Source organism: Marinicellulosiphila megalodicopiae (assembly GCF_045862395.1).
Taxonomy (GTDB): domain Bacteria; phylum Pseudomonadota; class Gammaproteobacteria; order Pseudomonadales; family Natronospirillaceae; genus Marinicellulosiphila; species Marinicellulosiphila megalodicopiae.
Genome location: NZ_AP023087.1, coordinates 1,067,662 through 1,090,149, shown reverse-complemented (window position 1 = coordinate 1,090,149; position 22,488 = coordinate 1,067,662). Strand labels below are relative to the sequence as shown.

Below are 22,488 nucleotides of genomic sequence, written 5' to 3'. Positions count from 1 at the left end.
ATTTGAATTTATTTTTATGCACTATTTATATTTTGATAATTTAACGGATGATAATTTTGAAGAGTATGCTTTTTAAGCAGATAGGTTTTTATTTTATTATTTGCGAACACATCCTTGTATTCGTTATTTTTTTGACTATTTACTTTAGGAATCTCTGATCTAGAAAGATAAAAAATCTTGCTAAATCAGAGGTTCCTTTATTTAATTGTCAATTTTTTCTAAGTTTTCACGAACAAAATTGGTGATGCTTTCACGTGATTTTTCGCGTTTTATTTGATCAAATAAAATTTGAGCCTCAGGGTAAGCTAATTTTAAAAAAGTGAGCCATTGTTTTAAACGATTTGGATAATAAGAAACCAGCTCTAAACTGACTTCGTATTGCGAATATTCAACAAGCCATTTTAATACTTCATTCCAAGGCATTTTATCCTCACCAAGTATGACTTTTGCCAAATTAGGTACCGCCAAAGCACCGCGGCCCATCATAATGTCCTCACAACCTGACTCAATTTGACATTGTTGTGCTTGCTCTTTGGTCCAAATTTCACCATTGGCAATCACATTAATGGGTAAGGCATCTGCGATGGGTTTAATTTTTTTCCAATAGGCGGGGGGTCTATAACCGTCTGTTTTTGTGCGAGCATGAATGGCAAGCTCGCTTGCACCTGCTTCATACATAGCCACTGCATTATCCATGGCTTTGCAGTCGTCTTCATAACCTAAACGCATTTTAGCGGTAACAGGCAAATGATCAGGAACAGCATCTCTTACTGCCTTTACAATGTCGTATAATATTTGAGTATCTTTTAACAAGATTGCTCCGCCCATTGAGCGGTTAACGGTTTTGGCAGGACAGCCAAAATTTAAATCGATACCAAAAGATCCAAGTTCAACTGCTCGCTGGGCATTTAAAGCCACCAACTCTGGGTCATTGCCTAATAACTGAATACGCACAGGCATACCTGATAATGTTTTGGAATTATTATGTAATTCTGGACAAAATCGATAAAACACATGATCAGGGAAAACAGTTGTTGATACTCGAATAAATTCAGTAATGGCCATATCCCAACCACCAATTTTACCCAATAAATCTCGTAATGGCGGGTCTAACACCCCCTCCATTGGCGCTAAAATTAATTTCATAAATCAATCAAAAATAATAAAACGCGCATTTTACCTTTTTTATGAAGTGACTGCTGAGTATTTTTAATGCGTAAAATTGGAATTGGTTTTGTAGGCGTGATTTTAGATTTGTAAATATTTGAGTGCAAAATGCGTTTTTAAAATAAAGCCTACTTATTAATCAATGCAGCAATAATTCGTTTAATAACATTGCAATGAGTTATACACGGGCTAATGTTTTCAATATCTACAACCGATCAAAGTTGGTGATAAAAATGGCTCAACTTACGATTAATTTTGCGCAGATCAAGGTAAAAAATGTGAGCTTAACTCTGTAAATAATCATTTTCCAACGAAATGCTGCGCAAATTTGGTTGTAAACTGGTTCATTTTTAGTAGATGTATTTCCAACTTAGCCTTGTGCCTTTATCAAACTCGTAATTAATGCTAGTTGTTTCAATGGCACCAGTAGCAGATTGAGTTAATACGCTCACTTGTCCTGCCTCACCTAAATGAATAACTGGTGCTGAGGCCAGCCCAATACCTAAAGACATTTGTGCACCGATTTCACTTGGGCTATCGTTGGAATCTTCATCAGGTACTTCTGAATAAAATGGGTTTTGTAAAGAGGCGGTGCCTGTTGTGAAATCCAATCCATATAAAATACTGGTACCATCTATTTTGCAGGTATTAGCAGGAGGTTGGTATTGAGTGAAAAATACAAGCTCTGAAAAGTTTGTCGCTTTGGAAATATTACGGCCAGTCGGATCAGTTGAATTATTATCCAATTCTATGTACCAACCGTGTTGGGATTGTATATACCCTTTTAAGTCATAAAAGGTGTCCAATTCAATGGTATTTGAGTCTTCATCTTGCACTTCTATTGTGCTGTTATTGCTTAAAATTGTATCGTCACTATAAAGTGTGACATCACTTGTATTGATCAAATCAGATAAATAAAATTCTGAATAATCATAATTAAAACTATTATTTTTCTCTTCTTTAATTCCAATAAAATATTGTTGCTGGGTATTTAAATTATCATTTATTGTATGTAATCTGCCTGTGCCAAATAATATCCAGTTTTCTCCTTTTTCATCAATGACAAAATGAGGCGCTGCAACCACTGGACGCTCAGTATCCAACATTGTATTGATTGAAATATTGGTAGGTTTGCCATAATTGGTTGGGCTAATATCGGACATTAAATTAAGCTGAACGCGAACTAACTCACCATAAATTGATGTGGTGTATTCAGCATTAACATTTCCAAAATACAGTACATCATCCACATAATCGTTATCTAAATCTACACTGGTCACATCCCCGCCATATCCAAATGTATATGAAGTTTCCACTTTGCTTAAGTGATCAGTTGACGCGCTTAAGTCATAAAAATACACATGTGTATTTTGATCACTTGTGGATAACCTGTGACTTTCATCACCAGTAGGCCCAGAAGCAAATGCAAGCATCCAACGATTAACATCAACACCATTGACTGTTTTATTTGCTTTTACCAAGGCAGGTTTACTAACAGTAAGCCCTAACTTTTGTGCATCAAAATCATTAATTTCAGCAATTAATGTGGGCGGTATTTCAGGGTTAGTAATATCCAACACAATATAAGAAGACTGAAAATCCTGCTCTACGCCGCTTTCTACTTCAACAGTCACTTCAGATCCACCAAGACGCATACCAACGACTAATATAGTGCCCCAACCATTTGGGTGGGTTTCGTCATTATCAAAAATTTTCACATCAAAAGATTGGGGTTCACCATCTATGTAATAAACATGTTGATAATTTCTGTATGCTAACCAGCGCAAATGCGGCAATGTATTTTCTGGAATATAAGCCCAAAGCTCGCTGCCTAATTCAAATTCTGAATAATTTAAACTTGAGTCAATTTGAGCAGCACTGGTCTCAAATTTATGCTCAGGTTGATTCCAAAACCCTCCATTAAATGCATGAATCATCCCGTCATTTGCCCCAACATAAACCATTTGGCGTCTGTTTTTATACTTTTCAACATAAGCCTCGTAACTGACGTCATTATATTGTGAATCGTAATTCCCATTTGGGGCACCGACCACTAAAGGCGTGGAGTGAATAATATCCCCTAAGCGCCAAACTTTTTCACCCAAACCATCCCAATCAATCACACGGGATCTGAAAAAATAATTTTCTTCTCCACGTATATAATTTACAAAATCTGTAATATCTGAGTCTGATGGCTGCCAGCCAAAATTAGGATTGCTGATTGCAAAGTATCTTTGATAGGACTGCATAACATCAGAGGTGAACGCTTTTACTTGCCCTCCTATGCTTGTCAAAATATGTCGGTTCAAATTTTCAAAAGAATACTCTCTTTGAGTCGATGGACTGGGCACTCTAGCTAATTGATCACGGGCATCCCAGATATGCTTTAAACTATCTATTGGCTGAGGAAGCGACGCATCTCGAGTAATAACTCCATAATTATCAATATCATAACGCAGCACCATTGTTTGATCTTGAATCGCATCAAAATACATGGTGATGACTTTATCATCCAAAGTCAGTTGATTATCTAAATCCGTATCTTCACGAACATTTCCGTATTGATCAATAAACAATGCATGCAACATTCCCCCCCAATTAATTGTGTGCTCATTCACTGTTAAAGTGGGCTGAAACAAAGCTTGGTAAACTGCGCCGACACCATCGGTTTTACTGGCAACCACCGCTGCGTTTGTTCCTGAAGATGTTCGATTAATAATGGTATCAAATACATTGGCTAATTGACGCTCAAGCTCTGATGGATTTATCACATGAAAATAATTATCCGGTATACCATCACTTCCAGTTAAACCAGTTAAATTATCAATTGAGTCCCACTCTGAATCGTCTCCATTGATATTTTTTGGGGTACCGTCACCATCTAAATCATTAAAGCCACCGTATTTTGAAGCAAACCATAACGGATTAGGTAATAACTTTGCATCTGAATTACCTACTTCAAATCGCGCTGTTTTTGATTCTGGCTGGTCTTCAATGTTGGACACTTCACCTGCAAACGCACTGAAATTTCCATCTGAACTTTCAACCCATAATGAATTTGAAATACCATCATTACGTCTTGTACCCGTTAAAGAATAGTTTACGGCAATTTCAGGAGTGGATTTGCTTAACATCGTATTTGTGATTCTTATTTCATCATTTTCAGTCGAATCACCACAGGCACTGCCTACACAATATTCAATTCTCTGGGCGGTATCCAAATCATAATCCCCTCCCCAAAGGGAATCCTCCCAATAAAAAACCAAATTGCCTCTGGATTCGGTTTGTTCGATTACATCCACATTTAAAAAACTGCAAGGGGAGTTATTGGTTTTACAGGCAGGTAAAATCGTTATCACTGCATCATCCACAACTACTTCAAAAGAAGGTAAACTTTGAGCAAGTTGCACAGCATAGGTATTAATAGATTGACTATTATCAAGCAAGCTACGTAGATCTTTGGTTTTTGCATAATGGGCTAACCCTGCTAATTCGTAACTGCCTTGAAGTACCGGTACTTCTGGGCAAACACCTTCCATATCAGACAGTTCAACGGTTGTACTGCTTTGATCTGTAGATTCACAGGCGGCTTTATTATCTCCTCCATTTAAATAATTATAATCCGTAAAATCCCCCATTTCTAAATCACCAACATTATCGGTATATTCACTTAAATGCGATCTTGAAGTGATGCCGTTTAAATCACTTGCTCCATCTAAATCATCGGCATCAAAGGAGTTCAAGCCAGTTGATAACACTATAATTGAACATTGTGCGCAGTTATTTTGATCTGAAAGCGGATCGCTCCAGTTATCGACATGGGTTAATCCTTCGATGATGTCATCATCCTCTCCCAAAAAAACAGTCGTCGGTGTTAATCCACTGAAATAACGTAGTGCTTCAAGGTAAATTTCACTGATTGGATTTCCCCAATCGCTGCACAATCTTGAACTTGAAGTACTGGTTAAATAGGTATCGATGCTAATACCGTAGGCAGAACAATTTAAATGAAAGTTTGAATCTTCACGCTCTACGCCTACCATTCTTAGCGCATCAATATTAGAAATGATGCCACTTTTGGTTGTAAATCTTCCGTTAGCAGTATTCACTTCGTTTTCATTTGGGTCATCATTACCCGCTATTTTTGAAATATTTGAACGAACCATCCCACCTTGATCAGGTTTTGCATGACTACCTGTTATTAAACCAAATTCTATATCTCCAGTTTCACCATATAACTGTAAAAGTCCAACGGGTTTTATTTCACCGTTTGGATATTCTTTACATTTATCTGCTGTTAAGCCTTCATAATCATTTTCACAAGCGGATACTCGAATCACGATATCATCTGCAATTTTTTCAGTTAATGGTGCTCTGGAAGTGCCGTTCCAATTACATTGCCATTTTTCTGAAGTTGCCCATCGAGGGTAAGATCCATCTGCGACTAACATGACAGGCAGCATATCGCCAACTACTTCATTTGATAAATTACACATTGTGATAGTGGATTTATTATAGGGCGTGTAATCGGTCATACTTGATGAACTAAAAACTTTTGCAAATGCATGGCCATCCATTGGTAAATGTGCACGTTCCAAAATGGTGGTTGATGTATCTGTTGAACGTTTACCGCCATATAATACTTTGCGCACAATATCTAAACGGGTCATGGTGGCCCAATTTAAAAAGTTACCGCTCCAGTCATTAGATTGGGAACAAGTGTGACCAACAGAATTAGGATAATCATCAATTGTTGAGGATGGGTAAAACACATATGAGCGTTGTTTATAACAATACTCAGAATCAAAATAACCATAATAATTAAATAAATCATCATATGTTGTATCTAATACACCATCGCCATCATTATCGGAATAATCACTATAGGCTTTAATAAATAATTGATGATCCACACTCATTGCTAGCATTACTAAGGGCGTTGAAGTACTTGAAAGTAAAACGGGCATCGCGCTGAAATCTTCATTGGTCGTATAATAAGCATTTCTACTCATACCATTTGAAGCCCAAAAAGTTAACACTACTAGCACAAGCCACTTTTTCATACATCACCAACTAATTTTACTGTTAGCATAAGTATAGATGCAGATACAAATACAAAATTTGGCATAAAATTTAAATCCTATTTATTAAATAAAATTACTGATTAATTCGCCATAAACCCCTTAATACATAGCATTAAAAGAATTTTTAAAATTACTGTAATTTAAATTATTTAATTGTAATAAAATGTAAATTAAAATATTTATCACACAGATCCAATTAAAACATTAACTGGTTATCAATCCAAAAGTGATGGGGAATTCAATTATTCAATTACAAATAGTTACAATGATGAATTCCGATTAAGTCATTAATAGACTTAGTGTGATAAACTTATTGACCTACTTTTTAAAATTCACATTGCAAAAATTATGACAAATAAAATTGATTCACCCTGTATCAGAAATTGCTGCCTTGATGAAAAAGATATGTGCGTGGGCTGTGGTCGATTGTTAAAAGAAATCACATCATGGCAACAAGCAACTAATACTGATAAATTAAAAATTTTAGAAAATGCATCCTTGCGAATCAAACAAAAAAAATAAATAGTTTAATTGCTTTGTAGCAACATTTTTTTAAGTTGCTGACCGATGAGCCCAACGGCTTGCTCTGATTGAGTCGTCCAAGGTTTGGCGTGACTCATACGAAAACAATGCTGATATAACCCCGATATCGAAAATAATTCACCAGGTGCAATGCGCACACCTTGCTCTCTACAATAATGATACAGCTGGGTTGCGTCTATGGATTTTGGCATTTCAAACCAGGTGACTAATCCGCCTTTAGGAGAACTTGCGCGCATCTCACTTGGGAAATGAATCATCGCTAAATCTAATAAATGCTGACTGCGCTGACGATACGCTTCTCGAGCTTGACGTAAATGTCTTTCGTACTGACCTTGTTCCATAACTTGGGCAACTACACTTTGGGCTAAGCTAGGATTTGATATTGAATTCACATACTTTTGATGCAAAATTTTATCGTAATATCTACCAGGAGCAATCCAACCAACACGCAGCTGAGGCTCCATAGTTTTAGAAACTGAAGAGCACCAAAGTACCCGACCATCATCATCAAATGCTTTGACCGCTTTTGGTCGACGTCCTTCAAAATTTAACTCTCCGTATATATCGTCTTCAATCATGGCTATATCATATTGCTGTAATAATCCGATTAATGCTTTTTTGTGCTCATCAGAAATCGAACAACCTAAAGGATTTGAAAACGCAGGAATGCTCACTACCGCTTTAATAGGCCATTGTTGCAAGGCCAATTTTAATGCATCAATGCTTATGCCTTCTTTTGGATCAGCAGGCACTTCAACCGCTTTTAAACCAAAGCTTTCAATCATTTGCAGCAAGCCAAAATAACAAGGGGATTCAACCGCAACAATATCTCCTGGTACGGTCATGGCTCGTAACGCTAAAGCCAACGCGTTTTGCGCACCTGCTGTGGTGATTAAATCATCTGACTTTAATTTAATACCAGCCTCTAATGCACGTTTAGCAACTTGATGGCGCAACTCTGCATTGCCCTCTGGTGTGTCATAACCCTCACCAAAAGTTTTACCCATTCTTGCTTGACTCACAAAGGTGCGTTGGATGATTTTGGAAATAGGAAAATTGATATCTGGCACCGCTGCACAAAAACTCGAACCGGTTTTAATGGATGAACCTCGCTGTACTTCCATGGCCAGCTCATTAATATTCACCGGTTTTGGTCTGCCTGTTATTTTACTTTTTGAGGGCAAATCAACTGTGTCTAAACTAGAGCGCCGCACAAAGTAACCTGATTTAGGACGCGCCTCAATCCAACCTCGTTGCTCTAAATTTGCATAAGCCGTATTCACCGTTGCAATACTGACTTGTTCGCGCTGTGAAAGCTTTCGAACCGAGGGTAAGCGCTCACCTACTTTGAACATACCGTCGCGAATTTGCTGGCTAATTTGATCCACCAATTGCATATAAAGTAATTTTTCCATGACCCACCTTTGCCCGTACCAATACAGATAGTTTAATTATCGACCATTACAGATAGTAAAAAACCAATCTGTTACGGTCAACAAAATTTATTTCTGAATCTATACCGTTACAGATTAACAGACTAAACTTTTATACAGTAACAGATTAACTCAATGAATCTGATAACACAAACCGTTGCCATCCACATTAATGCACAACAGGAAACAAAAATATGATCACTCAAATTCAATATCAATCAGCTTCAATTACAACCCAATTAAACTATGCTAAAAAAACCTTAAATATTTGGGTAAGACGCATCGAAACTAGACAACAACTTAAGTATTTATCTGCATCGCAACTTAAGGATGTGGGAATAAACACACAGCAACAAAACGCTGAAAGCAATTTGCTTTTTTGGAAATAATTTTTTAAATATTGATTTTTATTTCATCTATAAAAAAAGGGGGGGTCATGAATATAGCTTTGATATTTTTTGCATTTGTTTCAACGGCAACACCTGGGCCAAATAATATTATGATGTTAAGCTCAGGCGTGAATTTTGGTGTGAAACGATCGGTGCCACATTGGTTAGGCATAATCACAGGCGTACCTTTAATGATGGCTATTTTGGGACTTTTAATTGGGTTAGGTTTAGAAACGTTATTTGAACAAAAGCCCTGGATATTTACGATGATAAAATGGACAGGCTGTTCATATTTATTATTTTTAGCTTTTAAAATTGCGACTTTAAAAGAAATCAAACAAACAGAATTAAACAATCAGAAATCTTCAAAGCCTTTTACCTATTTACAAGGGATGTTATTTCAATGGGTAAACCCAAAAGCTTGGATCATGTGCTTAGGTGCAATCAGTACATTTAGTAATCCAAATTTAAACATAATTTCTGAAGTTTTGACTATTAGTTTAACCTTTTTTTGTGTTGGATTTTTTGGTGTGGGAATATGGCTAGTCGTAGGTAAACAATTGCAACGCTTACTAAGTAATACCCAACGCAGAAGAATATTCAACATTACAATGGCGACCTTATTAGCAGGCTCCATTATCCCAATGATGCTTTAGGGAACCTTGTAACAATTAAGATTTTTATCTAAGTATTCAAAAGCTCGTTATCTATTGATTCAATTTCGTTTAAAAAGCAGATTTAATAAATCCCCACAAACAGGTAAAATCCTTTCTCATTTTGAGGATCTATTATGAGTAACAAAGAAACACGATTAGTTTATTCTACTGAAATTGGTCGAATTGAAGAAGAAAAAGAAGCTGCACCATTAGAAGGTGATGGCAAAGCATTGGTTCAAAAATCAACCAAAGGCCGGGGTGGTAAAATAGTGACATGCATCAGTGGCTTACATTTGGATAAATCTGAATTGGCTGCATTAGGCAAAACGCTCAAAAAGCGTTGCGGCACTGGCGGTTCAGTAAAAGATGGCATTATTGAAATTCAAGGAGATTGGGTCGAATTATTAAAAACAGAACTTCGTAAAAAAGGGCTACCTGTACGAGGAAAATAATCTGAACGATTAGATCACTTTTGATGTCTTCTTATTTAATGACTTCCACTAACAAATACTAAATATGCTCCATTTCACTTATTTTCAATACCCTTAACTTGTTATGTGTTAATTTATTTACAAATTATTCATCCCAAGTAAAAAAACAAGTTAACGGTACTCAATATATGTATTTATACAAAGGCTTTATTTCAATTCAATGTTAGTATAACGCCCGCAAACTCAATCAAAGGCTTCACATGACCGAATTTTCTAAACTAGACATTCAAAAAGCAAGAAATGACCTAGCACGATGGTATAAAAATCAGACACCTAATTGGTTAATATCTAAAAACCTTGAATTGTTAAAAGACGATTTAGCAGTTGACCCCAGCGCTCCCATTACAAATTTACTGTATAAAATACGTGCAAATTTCACTGAACTGAGCCTTGCACAACACGTGATTAAAAAGGATGTAAAATCCTTAGTGCAAAATTTAAGCATAGCTGGTCGTTTTGGCTATATGTTAAGAGTGGTCGGTGGCGAAAAATATGCAGTTTCAGACTGTATACATGTCTTTGATTTATTCAAAATGTTAGCAGCTAATGACATGGTTTGTGTCAATAAAACCATTGATAAAATACAACCTCCATTTAAACAAGGTCATCCAGATACACGCATGCTTTGTGCGGGTGTATACACAGTATTAGGTAAACATGACAATCCTGAACTGATCATTGAAAAATTAAGCAAAGATTCGTCATCTAAATTTTTTACAGCCATGCAACAATGCTTATTAGCCATCATTAATAAAGATGAACAAGCTTTTTATGACCAACTAACAATCATTTGCAAAAGTAATAGACAGCAACAATTCCACATATCTATGGAAAAACTTGTTTGTATTGAAGCCCATGCAATGGTGAAACTTTGGGAATTAACGCATTATAAAATGACTCAAAAATTATCCGCACTACCCATTTCATGGTTACAAGAACTTTATGACTACAATCATAAAAACACTACGATGGAATTATTAGATTTTGATAATGAATCAAAAGTATTAAACCAATGGATGCATGAATTGCCTGAAGAATTTGATCCACAGCTACTAAAAAACGAATTAAAAGAAACATTTATCAAGCATTTTACTAGAAGATTTAAAAATTCAAGACGCCGATCAAAACTTCAACAAAATACTTTTAAAAAATTAGGTTAAGCTTAATACTGAGCAGTAGGTAAAAAACCAAATGAAACACATCATGTTCGATATTGACGGTACGTTGATTGATTCCAATGAATTTGATGCCGACTGCTACAGCCAAGCCGTATTTGAAGTGACAGGCAAACAGATCAATGATAATTGGAAACGATTTAAACACATCACTGATTCAGGTATTTTGCATCAGTTTTTAAAAGAACAAAATATCAGTGATAATATAGATAAAATCGAACAACAAGTTAAAGCGATATTTATTACAAAAATAAAAACGCACCTTGACGCACATCCTGTTCGAGCCATTTCTGGTGCCCAAGGATTTATTCGACACTTAAAAAGACAAGATAATATTAGCCTATCAATTGCAACTGGCGGCTGGCGTGAAACTGCGTTACTCAAATTAGCCTCTGCCAATATTGATGTCAGCAACATGGTGATCGCCTCTTCAAGCAACCATTATGATCGAAGCGAAATTATGAATATCGCATTTGAAAAAACAAACAATCCCACATCAAAAATCATCACATATTTTGGTGATGGATTATGGGATAAACAAGCCTGCGAACAACTCGGTTATGAATTAGTGCTTGTAGGCAATACTTTTAAGCATCCAAAACAAATAAATAACTATGATTCAATACAAGACGTTTTGAATTTAATAAGTATCGATTAATAAATTTAGAATGAGCAAAAAAATAACATGATTCGCGAAGCCAATAAAAACGACGCCCTCAATTTAGCTGCTCTTTCCATACAAGTATGGCTAAACACTTATGCGGTGGATGGCGTGCGTAATGAAATTTCTAAATATGTCATACACAGATTTACCGAACACTATTTTTTAGATCAACTCAACCAAAATAATTTAAAAACACTTGTGTTTGTCGAAGACGATCTTCTTTTGGGTTACATCACCATTGATTTAGACGCTCACTATATAGATGTCACTCAGGTAGATATCACTCAGGGTTATGAAATAACCACGCTTTATGTTCAAAGCCAATTTAAAGGCAAGGGCATCGGTAAAAAACTGCTGGGGCAAGTGCAAACACAATTTGGCAACACTTGCTGGTTAACCGCATGGGTATTTAATGAAAACGCAATTGGATTTTATAAACACATTGGGTTCAAAGATATCGGGATGAAACATTTTGAGCTCGAAGGCGAGTTGCATGAAAATCGTATTTTGGCTTTTGTTGGCGATTAACTTTATTTGATTCATAAAATAAAAAATTAGAATTAATCACTGCAAGTTCAACTTAAACAATAATTCTTTAATGTTTCCAAATATAATAATGATCAAATTCATCGTCATGGGTGTGTATAAAACCATGGGATTGATAAAAATCGTTTGAACGACTTTGCTTTAGGGCACCGAGTTTTATAGGGGATTTTTTATTTTTAGCGACCTTTTTTATTTCATTAATTGCAAATGCGCCTAGTTTATTACCTTGGAATTGAGGGTCGATGTAAAGATGATTTAAATATAAGTGATCTTCTTTTTGTTGGATTACATAGAATCCAGCCAGCTCATTATTGAATTCAATCTTGAACGTTTCTTCAGGTACAAAGCCTTCCAAAAACCTTGAACGAACACGTTTTTCATCAAAACGCCCTACGGTTTCTAAACTTGGTTTCATGGCTCTTGCGCGAAGTTCGGCTAATTCAAAACCGTTTTCATGTTTACATTGAATTATTTTTATTTGGTTATCCATTTTATTTCCCTTCATTAATTTTTTTCGAATATTAGTTTTTTCGGAATTTTTTTTCAAAACGATTGAACGCTCCAAACACAATTCTAATAAGTCACATCCCTGTAACGATAAATCCCGGACCTACTGTTTTTCAAAATTCAAATTATCAATTAATCTGGCACTTCCCAAATATGCGGCAACCAATATCACTATGTGAGTGTCGTCTTTGGTGGCAGCTTGTAATGTGTCGGCATTACAAATATGAAAATAGTCGGGTTTTAATCCTGCCTCTGTCAATTTTGCTTTGGCGTCTTTTTCGATTTTTGCTTGGCTTTGATTATTTAATATCGCCTCTTTTGCCCATGTGAGTGTCTTGTAAATAGCAGGGGCAATATCTAACTCTTCTTCTGACAAATATCCGTTGCGTGAACTTAAGGCTAATCCGCTGTCGGCTCTAAAAGTGGGAGCGGCCTGTATGTCGATGTTCATCATTAAGTCTTTAGCCATATGGCGAATAATGGCAAGTTGTTGAAAGTCTTTACTGCCAAATACTGCGACATCAGGTTGTACGATATTAAACAGTTTGCACACAATGGTGGTCACGCCATCAAAGTGACCTTCTCGACTGGCACCACAATATTTGGCAGAGATGTCCTTGACACTCACACGGGTTAATTCGCCCTTTGGGTACATAGATTGTACTTCCGGTATAAACAACACGTCACAACCCTGTTCAATCAATAGAGTTTGATCTTGTTCTAAAGTACGCGGGTAACGCTCGATGTCTTCACCTTTGCTAAATTGGGTTGGGTTCACAAAAATAGAAGACACCACTACGTCACTTTGCGCTTTGGCTTGTTTAATTAACGACAGATGGCCTTTGTGTAAATTGCCCATGGTTGGCACAAATCCAATGCGTTTACCTTGTTTTTTCTGTTGATTCAGGTGCTCGCGTAACGCGTCGATCGTGTCAAAAATGTGCATATTAATTCCAAGACAAAAAAAAAGCGATTTTACATGACATCATAATTGATTAGAATCAGCATCTGATATTTACATCCAACTTTTATCACTAGGTACTTACATGACTTCTTTGATTGACCAAGCACGCCAATACATCCCTGGTGGTGTGAACTCTCCTGTCCGCGCATTTAATGGTGTGGGTGGCGACCCAATTTTTTTAAGCAAAGGCGAAGGCAGCAAAGTCTTTGACACTGACGGTAAAGGCTATATTGATTACGTACAATCTTGGGGCCCAATGATTTTAGGCCAACAAGCACCAGAAATCGTAGAAGCGTTGCAACATCAAATCACTCAGTCTATCGGTTTTGGTGCGCCAACTGAGCTTGAAATACAAATGGCAAAAACCATTTGTGAGATTTTCCCGTCGATTGAACAAGTACGTATGGTGAACTCAGGCACAGAAGCGACCATGAGTGCCATTCGTTTAGCACGTGGTTTTACCGGTCGTGACAAGATTTTAAAATTTGAAGGTTGTTATCACGGTCATTCAGACAGCTTGTTAGTAAAAGCGGGTTCTGGTGCTTTAACTCTTGGAGTTCCAACATCTCCGGGAGTGAGCGAGGCCATTGCAAAAGACACATTAACCTTTGAATACAACAACATTGAACACATCAAAGAAGGTTTTGCTAAATACGGATCTGAATTAGCCTGTGTGATCATTGAGCCGATTGCTGGCAACATGAATTTAGTGCCTGCTACTGAAGACTTCTTACAAGCGTTACGTATTTTATGTGACGAGCACAAAGTGGTCTTGATTTTTGATGAAGTGATGAGCGGTTTTAGAGCCTCATTACAAGGCGTACAAGGCATTACAGAAGTAAAACCTGACTTAACTTGTTTAGGTAAAGTGATTGGCGGCGGTTTACCCGTTGGCGCATTTGGTGGTCGTAAAGACATCATGCAATTCATTGCACCTTGTGGACCGGTTTACCAAGCAGGCACGTTGTCGGGCAACCCACTAGCCATGAGCGCGGGTCTTGCGATGTTAAAAGCGATTCAAAAACCAGGCTTTTATGAAAACCTTACAGACAAAACTCAATATCTGTTAAGCGGCATTCAAAAAGCAGCGGACAAAGCGAACATTGAATTAACCACTAATCAACGTGGCAGCATGTTTGGTATTTTCTTTAGCAGCGAATCAAACTTAGATTGTTTTGCAAAAGTGATGCAATGTAATCAAGAACGATTTAAAGCATTTTTCCACCACATGCTAGATGAAGGCATTTATTTAGCGCCTTCTGCATTTGAAGCAGGTTTTATGTCAGCGGCTCATAGTTATGCAGATTTAGATGAAACGATTGCAGCGGCAAGTCGTAGTTTTGCTAAGTTGAAATAATTAAGGAGATTCTGAATAACTAAGATTTTTTAACTTAGTTATTCAGAGTTTTAAATTTACAGTTTGAAATGATAATAAAAAATATATAAATAATTTAATAAAGGCTTGGTTTGTAAGTTAATTTTAATTATTTAAACAATTATCTTGGCTATGTTTCAAATTTATGTTGCTGCACCTGTAACAGTTTGAATTCAAACAGTTTTTCGCTTTCGCTCTTAATGTCGCTAGAAAAGGTCTGATATTTGTGCCAGTCCAGCATTCTAAACCAACCCAAATACTTCGCCAAATACTTACTGGCCACTCCGTGCATCTTCAAATACCAACTCTTTAACTGACTGTGATAATTATTGATATTTTGAATATGATACAAACTTTGCTGTGTTTGATTGTTGGTTATCACCACATGATGCAAATGATGTTCTTTGCAAATTTGATTATAAGCCGGCTGCCCATCGGTACATAAAACAGATTCGTCGGCAATTTTGCAGCCTAAGCATTGATTGATTTCAGCGCCATTTACGTGGGTTAATATTTGATCAAATTCATGATGATTTCGATCTTTAGCGGTTAACACTGCCACCCAATCGTGCTGATTAATACCGGGTGTGGATGCTTTAGATCCTCGTTGCCTTGCAGGTCGATTTAAGTTTCGCTCGCCTTTTTTAGATTCTCGAAAATACGTTTCATCTGCTTCAATAATACCTTCAAGCCTTGATTCATAGGTGTTTTGAGTAGCATTCATAAAACGGTGACGCCAATTAAAAGAGGTAGTCACACAAATATTCAAATCTTTTGCGCAACGCCGAATGCTATCTTGGTCAAGCATGTGCTCTAAATATTTTTGCCAAAGCTCAGGTTTGTGCTGATAAAAATAAGCGCTGCCTCGAGTGCACACAAAACTTTTGCGACATTCGTTGCAAAAAAATCGCTGCCTGCCATTACTAAAACCGTATTTTCGCAAGCGGTTACTTTGACAATGAATGCATTTTGAGTGGGTGATCACTTCTTTAGACAGCCGTGTAAGAATGGGGTTTTCTTGTGCAACTAAAGCGGTGGATAGAGTTTGTTTTTGAACAGGATCGAGCTTGCTTACCTGCTTAAGTATGTTTTGAAAATGCTGTGGATTCATAGGTTATGTCATTGTGGGTGTATAAATCTCAGCTTAGATCAGCATTATGATTTTGCATCCTGCCACAACAATTCAAAACATAGCCATTATCTATATCATTTCTCATAAACCCATCACAATTTCAAGATCAAAAAAAGACGCGTAAGCGTCTTTAAGATCTAACATTCATTAATCGAACTAAATCAACCATCTGCATTAATCTGCTCAACCAACGCAAATAATGTCTCTACCGATTCGTTATGTGGTACTTGACATGTGCCTGCCGCTTCATGACCACCGCCACCATATTTCAACATCAATTCCCCCACATTAGTTTTGGAACTTCGATCAAAAATTGATTTACCTGTCGCAAACACTGTATTTTGTTTTTGAAATCCCCACATAACATGAATAGAAATATTGGTCTGTGGAAACAATGCATAAATCACAAATCGATTACCAGCATGGATGATTTCTTCCTCTCTTAAATCCAACACCACTAAATTATCATGCACCGTTGAGCAACGATTTAATTGCATTTTAAATAACTCATCTTGCTCTGTATAAAGCTCGATACGCTCAACCACATCAGGTAATTTCATAATTTCATCTATGGTGTGCGTTTTACAGTAATCAATTAAATCCATCATTAAATTGTAATTTGAAATTCTAAATTCTCTGAAACGACCTAAGCCGGTTCTTGCATCCATTAAAAAATTAAGTAAATCCCAGCCCTGGGGGGTTAAAACTTGATCCATGGTAAATTGTGCAGAGTCTCCTCGATCACAGGCATCCATCATTTCGAGCCAATCACTTGGAAAGGCGTCTAACCCGCCATAGTGATCCCAAACAACCCTAGCTGCTGATGGAGCCTTTGGATGAATTATATGATTGTCGACTTTTTCGTTGCGGATCGCTTCAGAAGAATGATGATCGAACGCTAGATAAATCCCTTTTACATAAGGTAAATTAGTTGAAATATCATTAGAACTGACTTCGACTTTTCCATCTTGCATGTCTTTTGGATGTACAAACTTAATATCTTCAATGATGTCAATATGCTTTAACAATACCGCACAAACCAAACCATCAAAATCACTTCGAGTGATTAATCTAAACTTCTGCTGCGCCATAACTGGCTCCTATAATCTGACTATTACAATTTATATTAAATACAGTGTAGACAACTTTTTTAAAGTAGTTAGGCGCATTAATAAGGTTAACGGGTCATTTTTTTTACAAACACAACAACAAATAGAGCTGAAGTAAAACTGCCAATAAATGCTTCAAATGCCGCCAGAGATCGCACCATTCCAATAGGTGTAATATCGCCATATCCCAAAGTAGTAAACGTCACCACTGAAAAATAAATACCACCAAAAAAAACTTTTATATTTTCTTTAATAGATTGATCCATACTGATTTGAAAATTTTCTCCATTATAAGAAACCCCAACAAATGAAAACCCAATTGCACAAAGCAAAATAAAAAAAACAGAAAACAATACGACCCGCATCGGCTTTTCTCCGTACCCACAAAAAACATCAACAGTTTTAGACACTAAGCGCGAAAATGTATATTTTGGAATTTGATAACGTCGATACACCATTTCTTTGTGAAAGAAGTAACCTGCGGTTTCAAATAGACCTTGGTTTTCTGCCTCCTTTCGAATACCTCGACAAATTTCAACTACTTGTTGAAAATAATCTAATGCTCTATCTGGATTTTCTCTGGCTTGTTTTTCTTGTAATAATTCATCACCCCAATTTACATTTTCGATTTTAGCGCCTTCGAAATTTGCCCCTAATAAATTGCACTGATCTAAATTCACTTCGTGTAAATTTGCATGACGTAAATCTGCTTTCATTAGCGAGGCATGTTTAAAATTAACTTTAAATAAATGCGCAGACTTGAAGTTGGCGTGATAACAATCAGAATAGGACAAATCATAGCCTGTTTGATGACCTCTATTAACAAGATCGATGTTTCTTAAATCGCAATTTTTAAGTACATAACCCTGCCCACTATTACCTTCTTTATTACCTGCTTTTAAGTTTTCCATCAAAGAATTGGCAATATCTGGGGATCCTTGTAGCCCTTTTGGGTCGTGCCATTGGCAATATTCATCACCCGAACACTCTAGGGCGCAGTTGTCTCCATTGATTTGCACGTACTGACAACACTTTCTAGGGGACACCCCATCGTTTTGACCCATAGCCACAACCTCAACATAACAAAATTCTATAATGAAATTTAAGCGTAGTGCTCAAGGGTGGTTTTGCCTGTGGTTTTGACAAAGGGTTACAAAATGATGCTGCGTTTATTCCAGGGGTTTTCTTAGGGAGGTTCTAAATAAATCACCCGTTAATTACATTAATCTAGCCCATATCACCTCAAGCCAGAACATTACTCACATTAATCCAACTAAACAGCGTTCAAAACCCGATCTTGAATTGTCCCACAGGGCACAAACTGCTAAAATCGCGCACTTTAAAATTCGACCATTCATTCCATTTTTACCAACAGAGTGCTATCCATGAAAGATTTTTTAATTGCTCCGTCTATTTTGTCTGCTAACTTCGCCACTTTAGGTTTAGAAGTTGATAACGTATTAAAAGCCGGTGCAGATATTGTCCACTTTGATGTAATGGATAATCATTACGTACCCAACTTAACGATTGGGCCAATGGTCTGTAAAGCGTTACGCGATCATGGTATTACCGCAGATATTGATGCGCATTTAATGGTAAGCCCTGTTGATCGTATGATTAATGATTTCGCTGAAGCAGGCGCGTCTTACATTACGTTCCACCCAGATGCGTCTACTCATGTTGATCGCTCTTTGCAGTTAATTAGAGAAGCAGGCTGTAAGTCTGGTTTGGTATTTAACCCAGCGGCAAGCCTTGCTGAATTAGAATACGTCATTGATAAAGTAGACATGATTTTGTTGATGTCTGTTAACCCAGGTTTTGGCGGTCAGTCGTTTATTCCGGCTACCTTAAGAAAGCTAGAACAAGCGCGTCGCATCATTGACGATTCTGGTTTGGATATTCGTCTTGAAGTAGACGGCGGCGTAAAAGTGGATAACATCCGTGAAATTGCTCAAGCTGGCGCCGATACATTTGTTGCGGGTTCTGCGATTTTTAATGCACCCGATTACAAAACTCAAATCGATTTAATGCGCGCTGAATTAGCAAAAGTTAAGCGATAATTATTCGTGCTACTGATTATTGATAATTACGACTCTTTTACTTATAACGTGTCGCGTTATTTTGAAGAGTTAGGTCAAACCGTCAAGGTCGTGTTACACGACCAAATCAGTATCGCTGAGATTGAGGCGTTACAACCTCAATATATTGTCATTTCGCCAGGTCCTTGTACGCCAAACGAATCAGGGATCTCGTTAGAAGTGATCAATCAATTTGCCGACAAACTGCCTTTATTAGGTATATGTTTAGGACACCAATGTATTATTCAACATTTTGGTGGGCAAATTATAAAAGCCAAACAGGCTATTCATGGTAAAACGTCCAAATTACACCACGATCAACACTCTTTATTTACAGAGTTAGAGACAGGGTTTAATGTGACGCGTTATCATTCGTTGGTTGCCGACAAACCATCATTACCAGAGTGTCTTGAAGTTACAGCATGGACACAAACTGACGATGGCACCGTTGATGAAATAATGGCAATTCAACACAAAACACTACCAATATACGGGGTACAATTTCACCCCGAAGCGGTCTTAACACAAAATGGACACGCAATTTTAAATAACTTTTTAACAAGGTCACTGTTATGAATATTCAACAAGCCATCGCTAAGGTTGTGGACAAACAAGATTTATCCACACAAGAAATGATCGACGTCATGAAAGACATCATGACAGGCAATGCAACGCCTGCTCAAATAGGTGGATTTTTAATTGGCCTTAGAATGAAAGGCGAAACTGTTGATGAAATCGTAGCAGCCGTTACTGTCATGCGTGAATTATCTGTGAAAGTTGATATTCAACATGACAATTTAGTCGATACCTGTGGCACAGGTGGCGATGGTTCAAACTTATTTAATGTCTCCACAGCCTGCGCATTTGTAGTGGCAGCCGCTGGCGGTAAAGTAGCCAAGCATGGTAATCGTGGCGCATCAAGTAAATCCGGCAGTGCCGATTTATTAGAACAAGCCGGTGTTAAATTAGACATTAATCCTGAACAAGTGATTCGTTGTATTGACGATATTGGTGTTGGTTTTATGTTTGCACAAACTCACCACAGCGCAATGAAACACGCCATTGGCCCTCGTAAAGAAATGAACACTCGTACCATCTTTAATATCTTAGGCCCAATGACCAATCCTGCAAACGCGCCAAACCAAGTGATTGGTGTGTTTAATTCTGCGTTATGCCCTGTTATGGCAAACGTATTAAAAGAGTTAAATTCTAATCACGTATTAGTTGTCCACTCTTTAGACGGCCTAGATGAATTATCGATTTGTGCGATGAATGATGTGTCTGAATTAAAAGACGGACAGGTAGAAAGTTACCAAGTGGATCCAAAAAAATACGGATTTAACTATGCAGATTTATCAGGCTTACAAGTGGACAGCTCTGCAGAATCTCTAACCCTAATTCAATCAGCATTAGGCAAAGACAAAAGCGAGACGGCACAAAAAGCACGGGACATGATTGCATTTAATGCAGGCGCGGCTATTTATGCATCCAACCAAGCAACCGATTTAGAGCAAGGCATTGAAATGGCATTTGACGCAATTTACAGCGGCATGGCATTAGAAAAAATGAACGACCTTGCATCCTTTACTCAAGCGATGAGCGAATAATTATTATGAACACTCCAACTATTTTAAAAAAAATCATCGACCGTAAATGGGAAGAAGTCAAAGAGCGCAGTGCCATTACCACACTTGCGCAATTAGAAGATCAAATAAAATCCACAGGCCCCGCTCGTGGATTTGTAAAAAACATTGAACAAAGAATATTAAATGGCGTCCCTGCTGTAATTGCAGAAATTAAAAAAGCCAGCCCAAGTAAAGGCACGTTACGTGAAGACTTTTATCCTGATTTGATTGCTAAAAGTTATGCACAGGCAGGGGCGGCTTGTTTGTCTATTTTAACAGATGCTGACTTTTTTAAAGGGCACGAAAGTTACTTACAACAAGCAAGACAGGCATGTGAATTACCGGTTATTCGTAAAGACTTTATTGTTGACCCTTACCAAGTTTTTGAAGCTAAAGCGATCAACGCAGATGCCATTTTATTGATTGTGTCTGCATTAGAATTTGGTCAAATGAAAGACCTATATCAATTAGCAGGTAAAATTGGTTTAGACGTTTTAGTAGAAGTACACGACGGCGAAGAATTAGAATTAGCACAGAAGTTAGATTGTCGCTTAGTAGGCATCAACAACCGTAACCTACACACATTTGATGTGACATTAGATACTACGCTAGGTTTATTAAAAGACGTACACAAAGACCGCATCGTCATTACAGAAAGTGGCATCATCACAAAAGAAGACGTGAAATTAATGCAAGACCATAACGTAAATGGGTTCTTAGTAGGCGAAGCGTTTATGCGCGCTGATGAGCCAGGTGAAGAATTGTCTCGTTTGTTTTTCTGATGGTTATGTTTTAGAGAAGCGTGTTTCTTTTCTCAATGCAAAAAAAAGCTCAATATTTATTGAGCTTTTTTTTTGCTTATTTTTTTACTTATTATCAGGTATTTTCCAAGCGAATCCAGAGGATTCACCAGAAGACTGATTTGAAGATCTTGGTTCAGGGGGATTATTATCGCGTTCGGTCAATCGAACATTCGCATTGGGTTTAGAGGCTGAACGCGACGTTCTATTCGCAGCGTCTGTTTTAACCAATGTTTTTTTATCCACTAAATGAATTTGCAAACCTTTTAAGAAATTACGCAATACTTGGTCTTTGCATTCTCTGAAATTTTTATGATCGGGTTTTCTGAAAAACGCGCTTAACTCGTGCTTACTAATTGGAAAACCCGCCAAGTCCATTACTGCAATCACATCATCGTCTTGCATAGTTAATGCAATTTTTAATTTACGAAAGATAATATTGTTGTTTAAGCGTTTTTCAGGATCTGGGTATGCGCCGTCTTGTTTGCCACGTTTTTCAATGATCAAACCGTTTAAAAAAACAGCCAACATGGTGTCGCGCATTTTTTTATAATCTTCGTGGTCGTCTTTTTTTAACCAATCGCTGATTTCTGTACGGGTCACATCAAATGCCGCTAAATCAAAAAACGAGATGACTTTAGAGTCGCTTAAAGAAAATATGTAACGTAAGCGGCGAAATATGTCGTTATGAGTCATTGTAAATGCGAGCCCTTAAAATGTTGATAATTCCACGAAAGTTTCATGTGGCAT

At 37.2% G+C, this 22,488-nt stretch carries 21 protein-coding genes; 12 read left to right on the top strand and 9 right to left on the bottom strand.

The features are described from left to right. Positions 1–201: 201 nt before the first annotated feature. Positions 202–1,146: a tRNA-dihydrouridine synthase gene (locus TYM08_RS04645; RefSeq protein WP_422381802.1), complete on the bottom strand. Its 945-nt coding sequence runs from the start codon at positions 1,144–1,146 to the stop codon at positions 202–204. Between the two features lie 371 nt (positions 1,147–1,517). Beyond that, the gene (locus tag TYM08_RS04640; RefSeq protein ID WP_422381801.1) at positions 1,518–6,230 is read right to left on the bottom strand and encodes a pilus assembly protein; all 4,713 of its coding nucleotides are present in this window, start codon (positions 6,228–6,230) and stop codon (positions 1,518–1,520) included. A 369-nt stretch (positions 6,231–6,599) separates the two neighbouring features. Between TYM08_RS04640 and TYM08_RS04635 the strand changes: the two genes are divergently transcribed. Beyond that, complete coding sequence (locus TYM08_RS04635) at positions 6,600–6,773, top strand: DUF1289 domain-containing protein (protein ID WP_422381800.1); 174 nt, start codon at positions 6,600–6,602, stop codon at positions 6,771–6,773. Between the two features lie 5 nt (positions 6,774–6,778). Here the strand turns inward: TYM08_RS04635 and TYM08_RS04630 are convergent, their stop codons facing one another. After that, positions 6,779–8,209 (bottom strand): PLP-dependent aminotransferase family protein, encoded by a 1,431-nt coding sequence (locus TYM08_RS04630; protein WP_422381799.1) that lies wholly within the window; start codon positions 8,207–8,209, stop codon positions 6,779–6,781. Between the two features lie 212 nt (positions 8,210–8,421). Here TYM08_RS04630 and TYM08_RS04625 point away from each other — a divergent pair, with 212 nt between their 5' ends. The 6 genes from TYM08_RS04625 to TYM08_RS04600 all read left to right on the top strand — a co-directional run bounded on the left by TYM08_RS04625 (position 8,422) and on the right by TYM08_RS04600 (position 12,130). After that, positions 8,422–8,616 (top strand): DUF1127 domain-containing protein, encoded by a 195-nt coding sequence (locus TYM08_RS04625; RefSeq protein ID WP_422381798.1) that lies wholly within the window; start codon positions 8,422–8,424, stop codon positions 8,614–8,616. Between the two features lie 47 nt (positions 8,617–8,663). Then, complete coding sequence (locus TYM08_RS04620; RefSeq protein WP_422381797.1) at positions 8,664–9,272, top strand: LysE family translocator; 609 nt, start codon at positions 8,664–8,666, stop codon at positions 9,270–9,272. Positions 9,273–9,406: 134 nt separating this feature from the next. After that, positions 9,407–9,724, top strand: coding sequence for a translation initiation factor (locus TYM08_RS04615; RefSeq protein ID WP_422381796.1), 318 nt, complete (start codon positions 9,407–9,409; stop codon positions 9,722–9,724). A 239-nt stretch (positions 9,725–9,963) separates the two neighbouring features. After that, positions 9,964–10,923: a hypothetical protein gene (locus TYM08_RS04610; protein WP_422381795.1), complete on the top strand. Its 960-nt coding sequence runs from the start codon at positions 9,964–9,966 to the stop codon at positions 10,921–10,923. A gap of 31 nt (positions 10,924–10,954) precedes the next feature. Further along, entirely contained in the window at positions 10,955–11,596 is a 642-nt protein-coding gene (locus TYM08_RS04605) for an HAD family hydrolase (protein ID WP_422381794.1), read from the top strand. Between the two features lie 27 nt (positions 11,597–11,623). Beyond that, positions 11,624–12,130 carry a GNAT family N-acetyltransferase gene (locus TYM08_RS04600; protein ID WP_422381793.1) on the top strand — a complete coding sequence of 169 codons (507 nt, stop codon included), beginning with the start codon at positions 11,624–11,626 and terminating at the stop codon, positions 12,128–12,130. 67 nt (positions 12,131–12,197) lie between these two features. Here TYM08_RS04600 and TYM08_RS04595 read toward each other — a convergent pair whose 3' ends face one another. Beyond that, complete coding sequence (locus TYM08_RS04595; protein WP_422381792.1) at positions 12,198–12,638, bottom strand: GNAT family N-acetyltransferase; 441 nt, start codon at positions 12,636–12,638, stop codon at positions 12,198–12,200. A gap of 120 nt (positions 12,639–12,758) precedes the next feature. Continuing rightward, positions 12,759–13,601, bottom strand: coding sequence for a pantoate--beta-alanine ligase (gene panC, locus TYM08_RS04590; RefSeq protein WP_422381791.1), 843 nt, complete (start codon positions 13,599–13,601; stop codon positions 12,759–12,761). Positions 13,602–13,701: 100 nt separating this feature from the next. Here panC and hemL point away from each other — a divergent pair, with 100 nt between their 5' ends. Beyond that, positions 13,702–14,976 carry a glutamate-1-semialdehyde 2,1-aminomutase gene (gene hemL, locus TYM08_RS04585; protein WP_422381790.1) on the top strand — a complete coding sequence of 425 codons (1,275 nt, stop codon included), beginning with the start codon at positions 13,702–13,704 and terminating at the stop codon, positions 14,974–14,976. A gap of 148 nt (positions 14,977–15,124) precedes the next feature. Here the strand turns inward: hemL and TYM08_RS04580 are convergent, their stop codons facing one another. The 3 genes from TYM08_RS04580 to TYM08_RS04570 form a co-directional block, all read right to left on the bottom strand. After that, a complete protein-coding gene (locus TYM08_RS04580; RefSeq protein WP_422381789.1) occupies positions 15,125–16,105 on the bottom strand; it encodes an IS1595 family transposase in 981 nt (326 codons plus the stop codon). Between the two features lie 182 nt (positions 16,106–16,287). Then, positions 16,288–17,217, bottom strand: coding sequence for an exopolyphosphatase (locus tag TYM08_RS04575; RefSeq protein WP_422381788.1), 930 nt, complete (start codon positions 17,215–17,217; stop codon positions 16,288–16,290). A gap of 86 nt (positions 17,218–17,303) precedes the next feature. Next, positions 17,304–18,299 carry a pentapeptide repeat-containing protein gene (locus TYM08_RS04570; RefSeq protein ID WP_422381787.1) on the bottom strand — a complete coding sequence of 332 codons (996 nt, stop codon included), beginning with the start codon at positions 18,297–18,299 and terminating at the stop codon, positions 17,304–17,306. Between the two features lie 321 nt (positions 18,300–18,620). Here TYM08_RS04570 and rpe point away from each other — a divergent pair, with 321 nt between their 5' ends. From rpe to trpC, 4 genes are read left to right on the top strand one after another with little or no spacing between them, the layout of a single operon-like run. Continuing rightward, positions 18,621–19,295, top strand: coding sequence for a ribulose-phosphate 3-epimerase (gene rpe, locus TYM08_RS04565; RefSeq protein ID WP_422381786.1), 675 nt, complete (start codon positions 18,621–18,623; stop codon positions 19,293–19,295). Positions 19,296–19,301: 6 nt separating this feature from the next. Further along, entirely contained in the window at positions 19,302–19,889 is a 588-nt protein-coding gene (locus TYM08_RS04560; protein WP_422381785.1) for an anthranilate synthase component II, read from the top strand. Beyond that, the gene (trpD, locus tag TYM08_RS04555) at positions 19,886–20,920 is read left to right on the top strand and encodes an anthranilate phosphoribosyltransferase (RefSeq protein ID WP_422381784.1); all 1,035 of its coding nucleotides are present in this window, start codon (positions 19,886–19,888) and stop codon (positions 20,918–20,920) included. Before TYM08_RS04560 ends, trpD begins: the two co-directional genes overlap by 4 nt. Positions 20,921–20,925: 5 nt before the next feature. Next, on the top strand, positions 20,926–21,720 hold the full coding sequence (gene trpC, locus TYM08_RS04550; RefSeq protein WP_422381783.1) for an indole-3-glycerol phosphate synthase TrpC: 795 nt from the start codon (positions 20,926–20,928) through the stop codon (positions 21,718–21,720). Between the two features lie 84 nt (positions 21,721–21,804). On the opposite strand, the gene TYM08_RS04545 is transcribed toward trpC, so the two are convergent. Then, positions 21,805–22,434 carry a DUF1456 family protein gene (locus TYM08_RS04545; protein ID WP_422381782.1) on the bottom strand — a complete coding sequence of 210 codons (630 nt, stop codon included), beginning with the start codon at positions 22,432–22,434 and terminating at the stop codon, positions 21,805–21,807. Between the last annotated feature and the right edge of the window lie 54 nt (positions 22,435–22,488).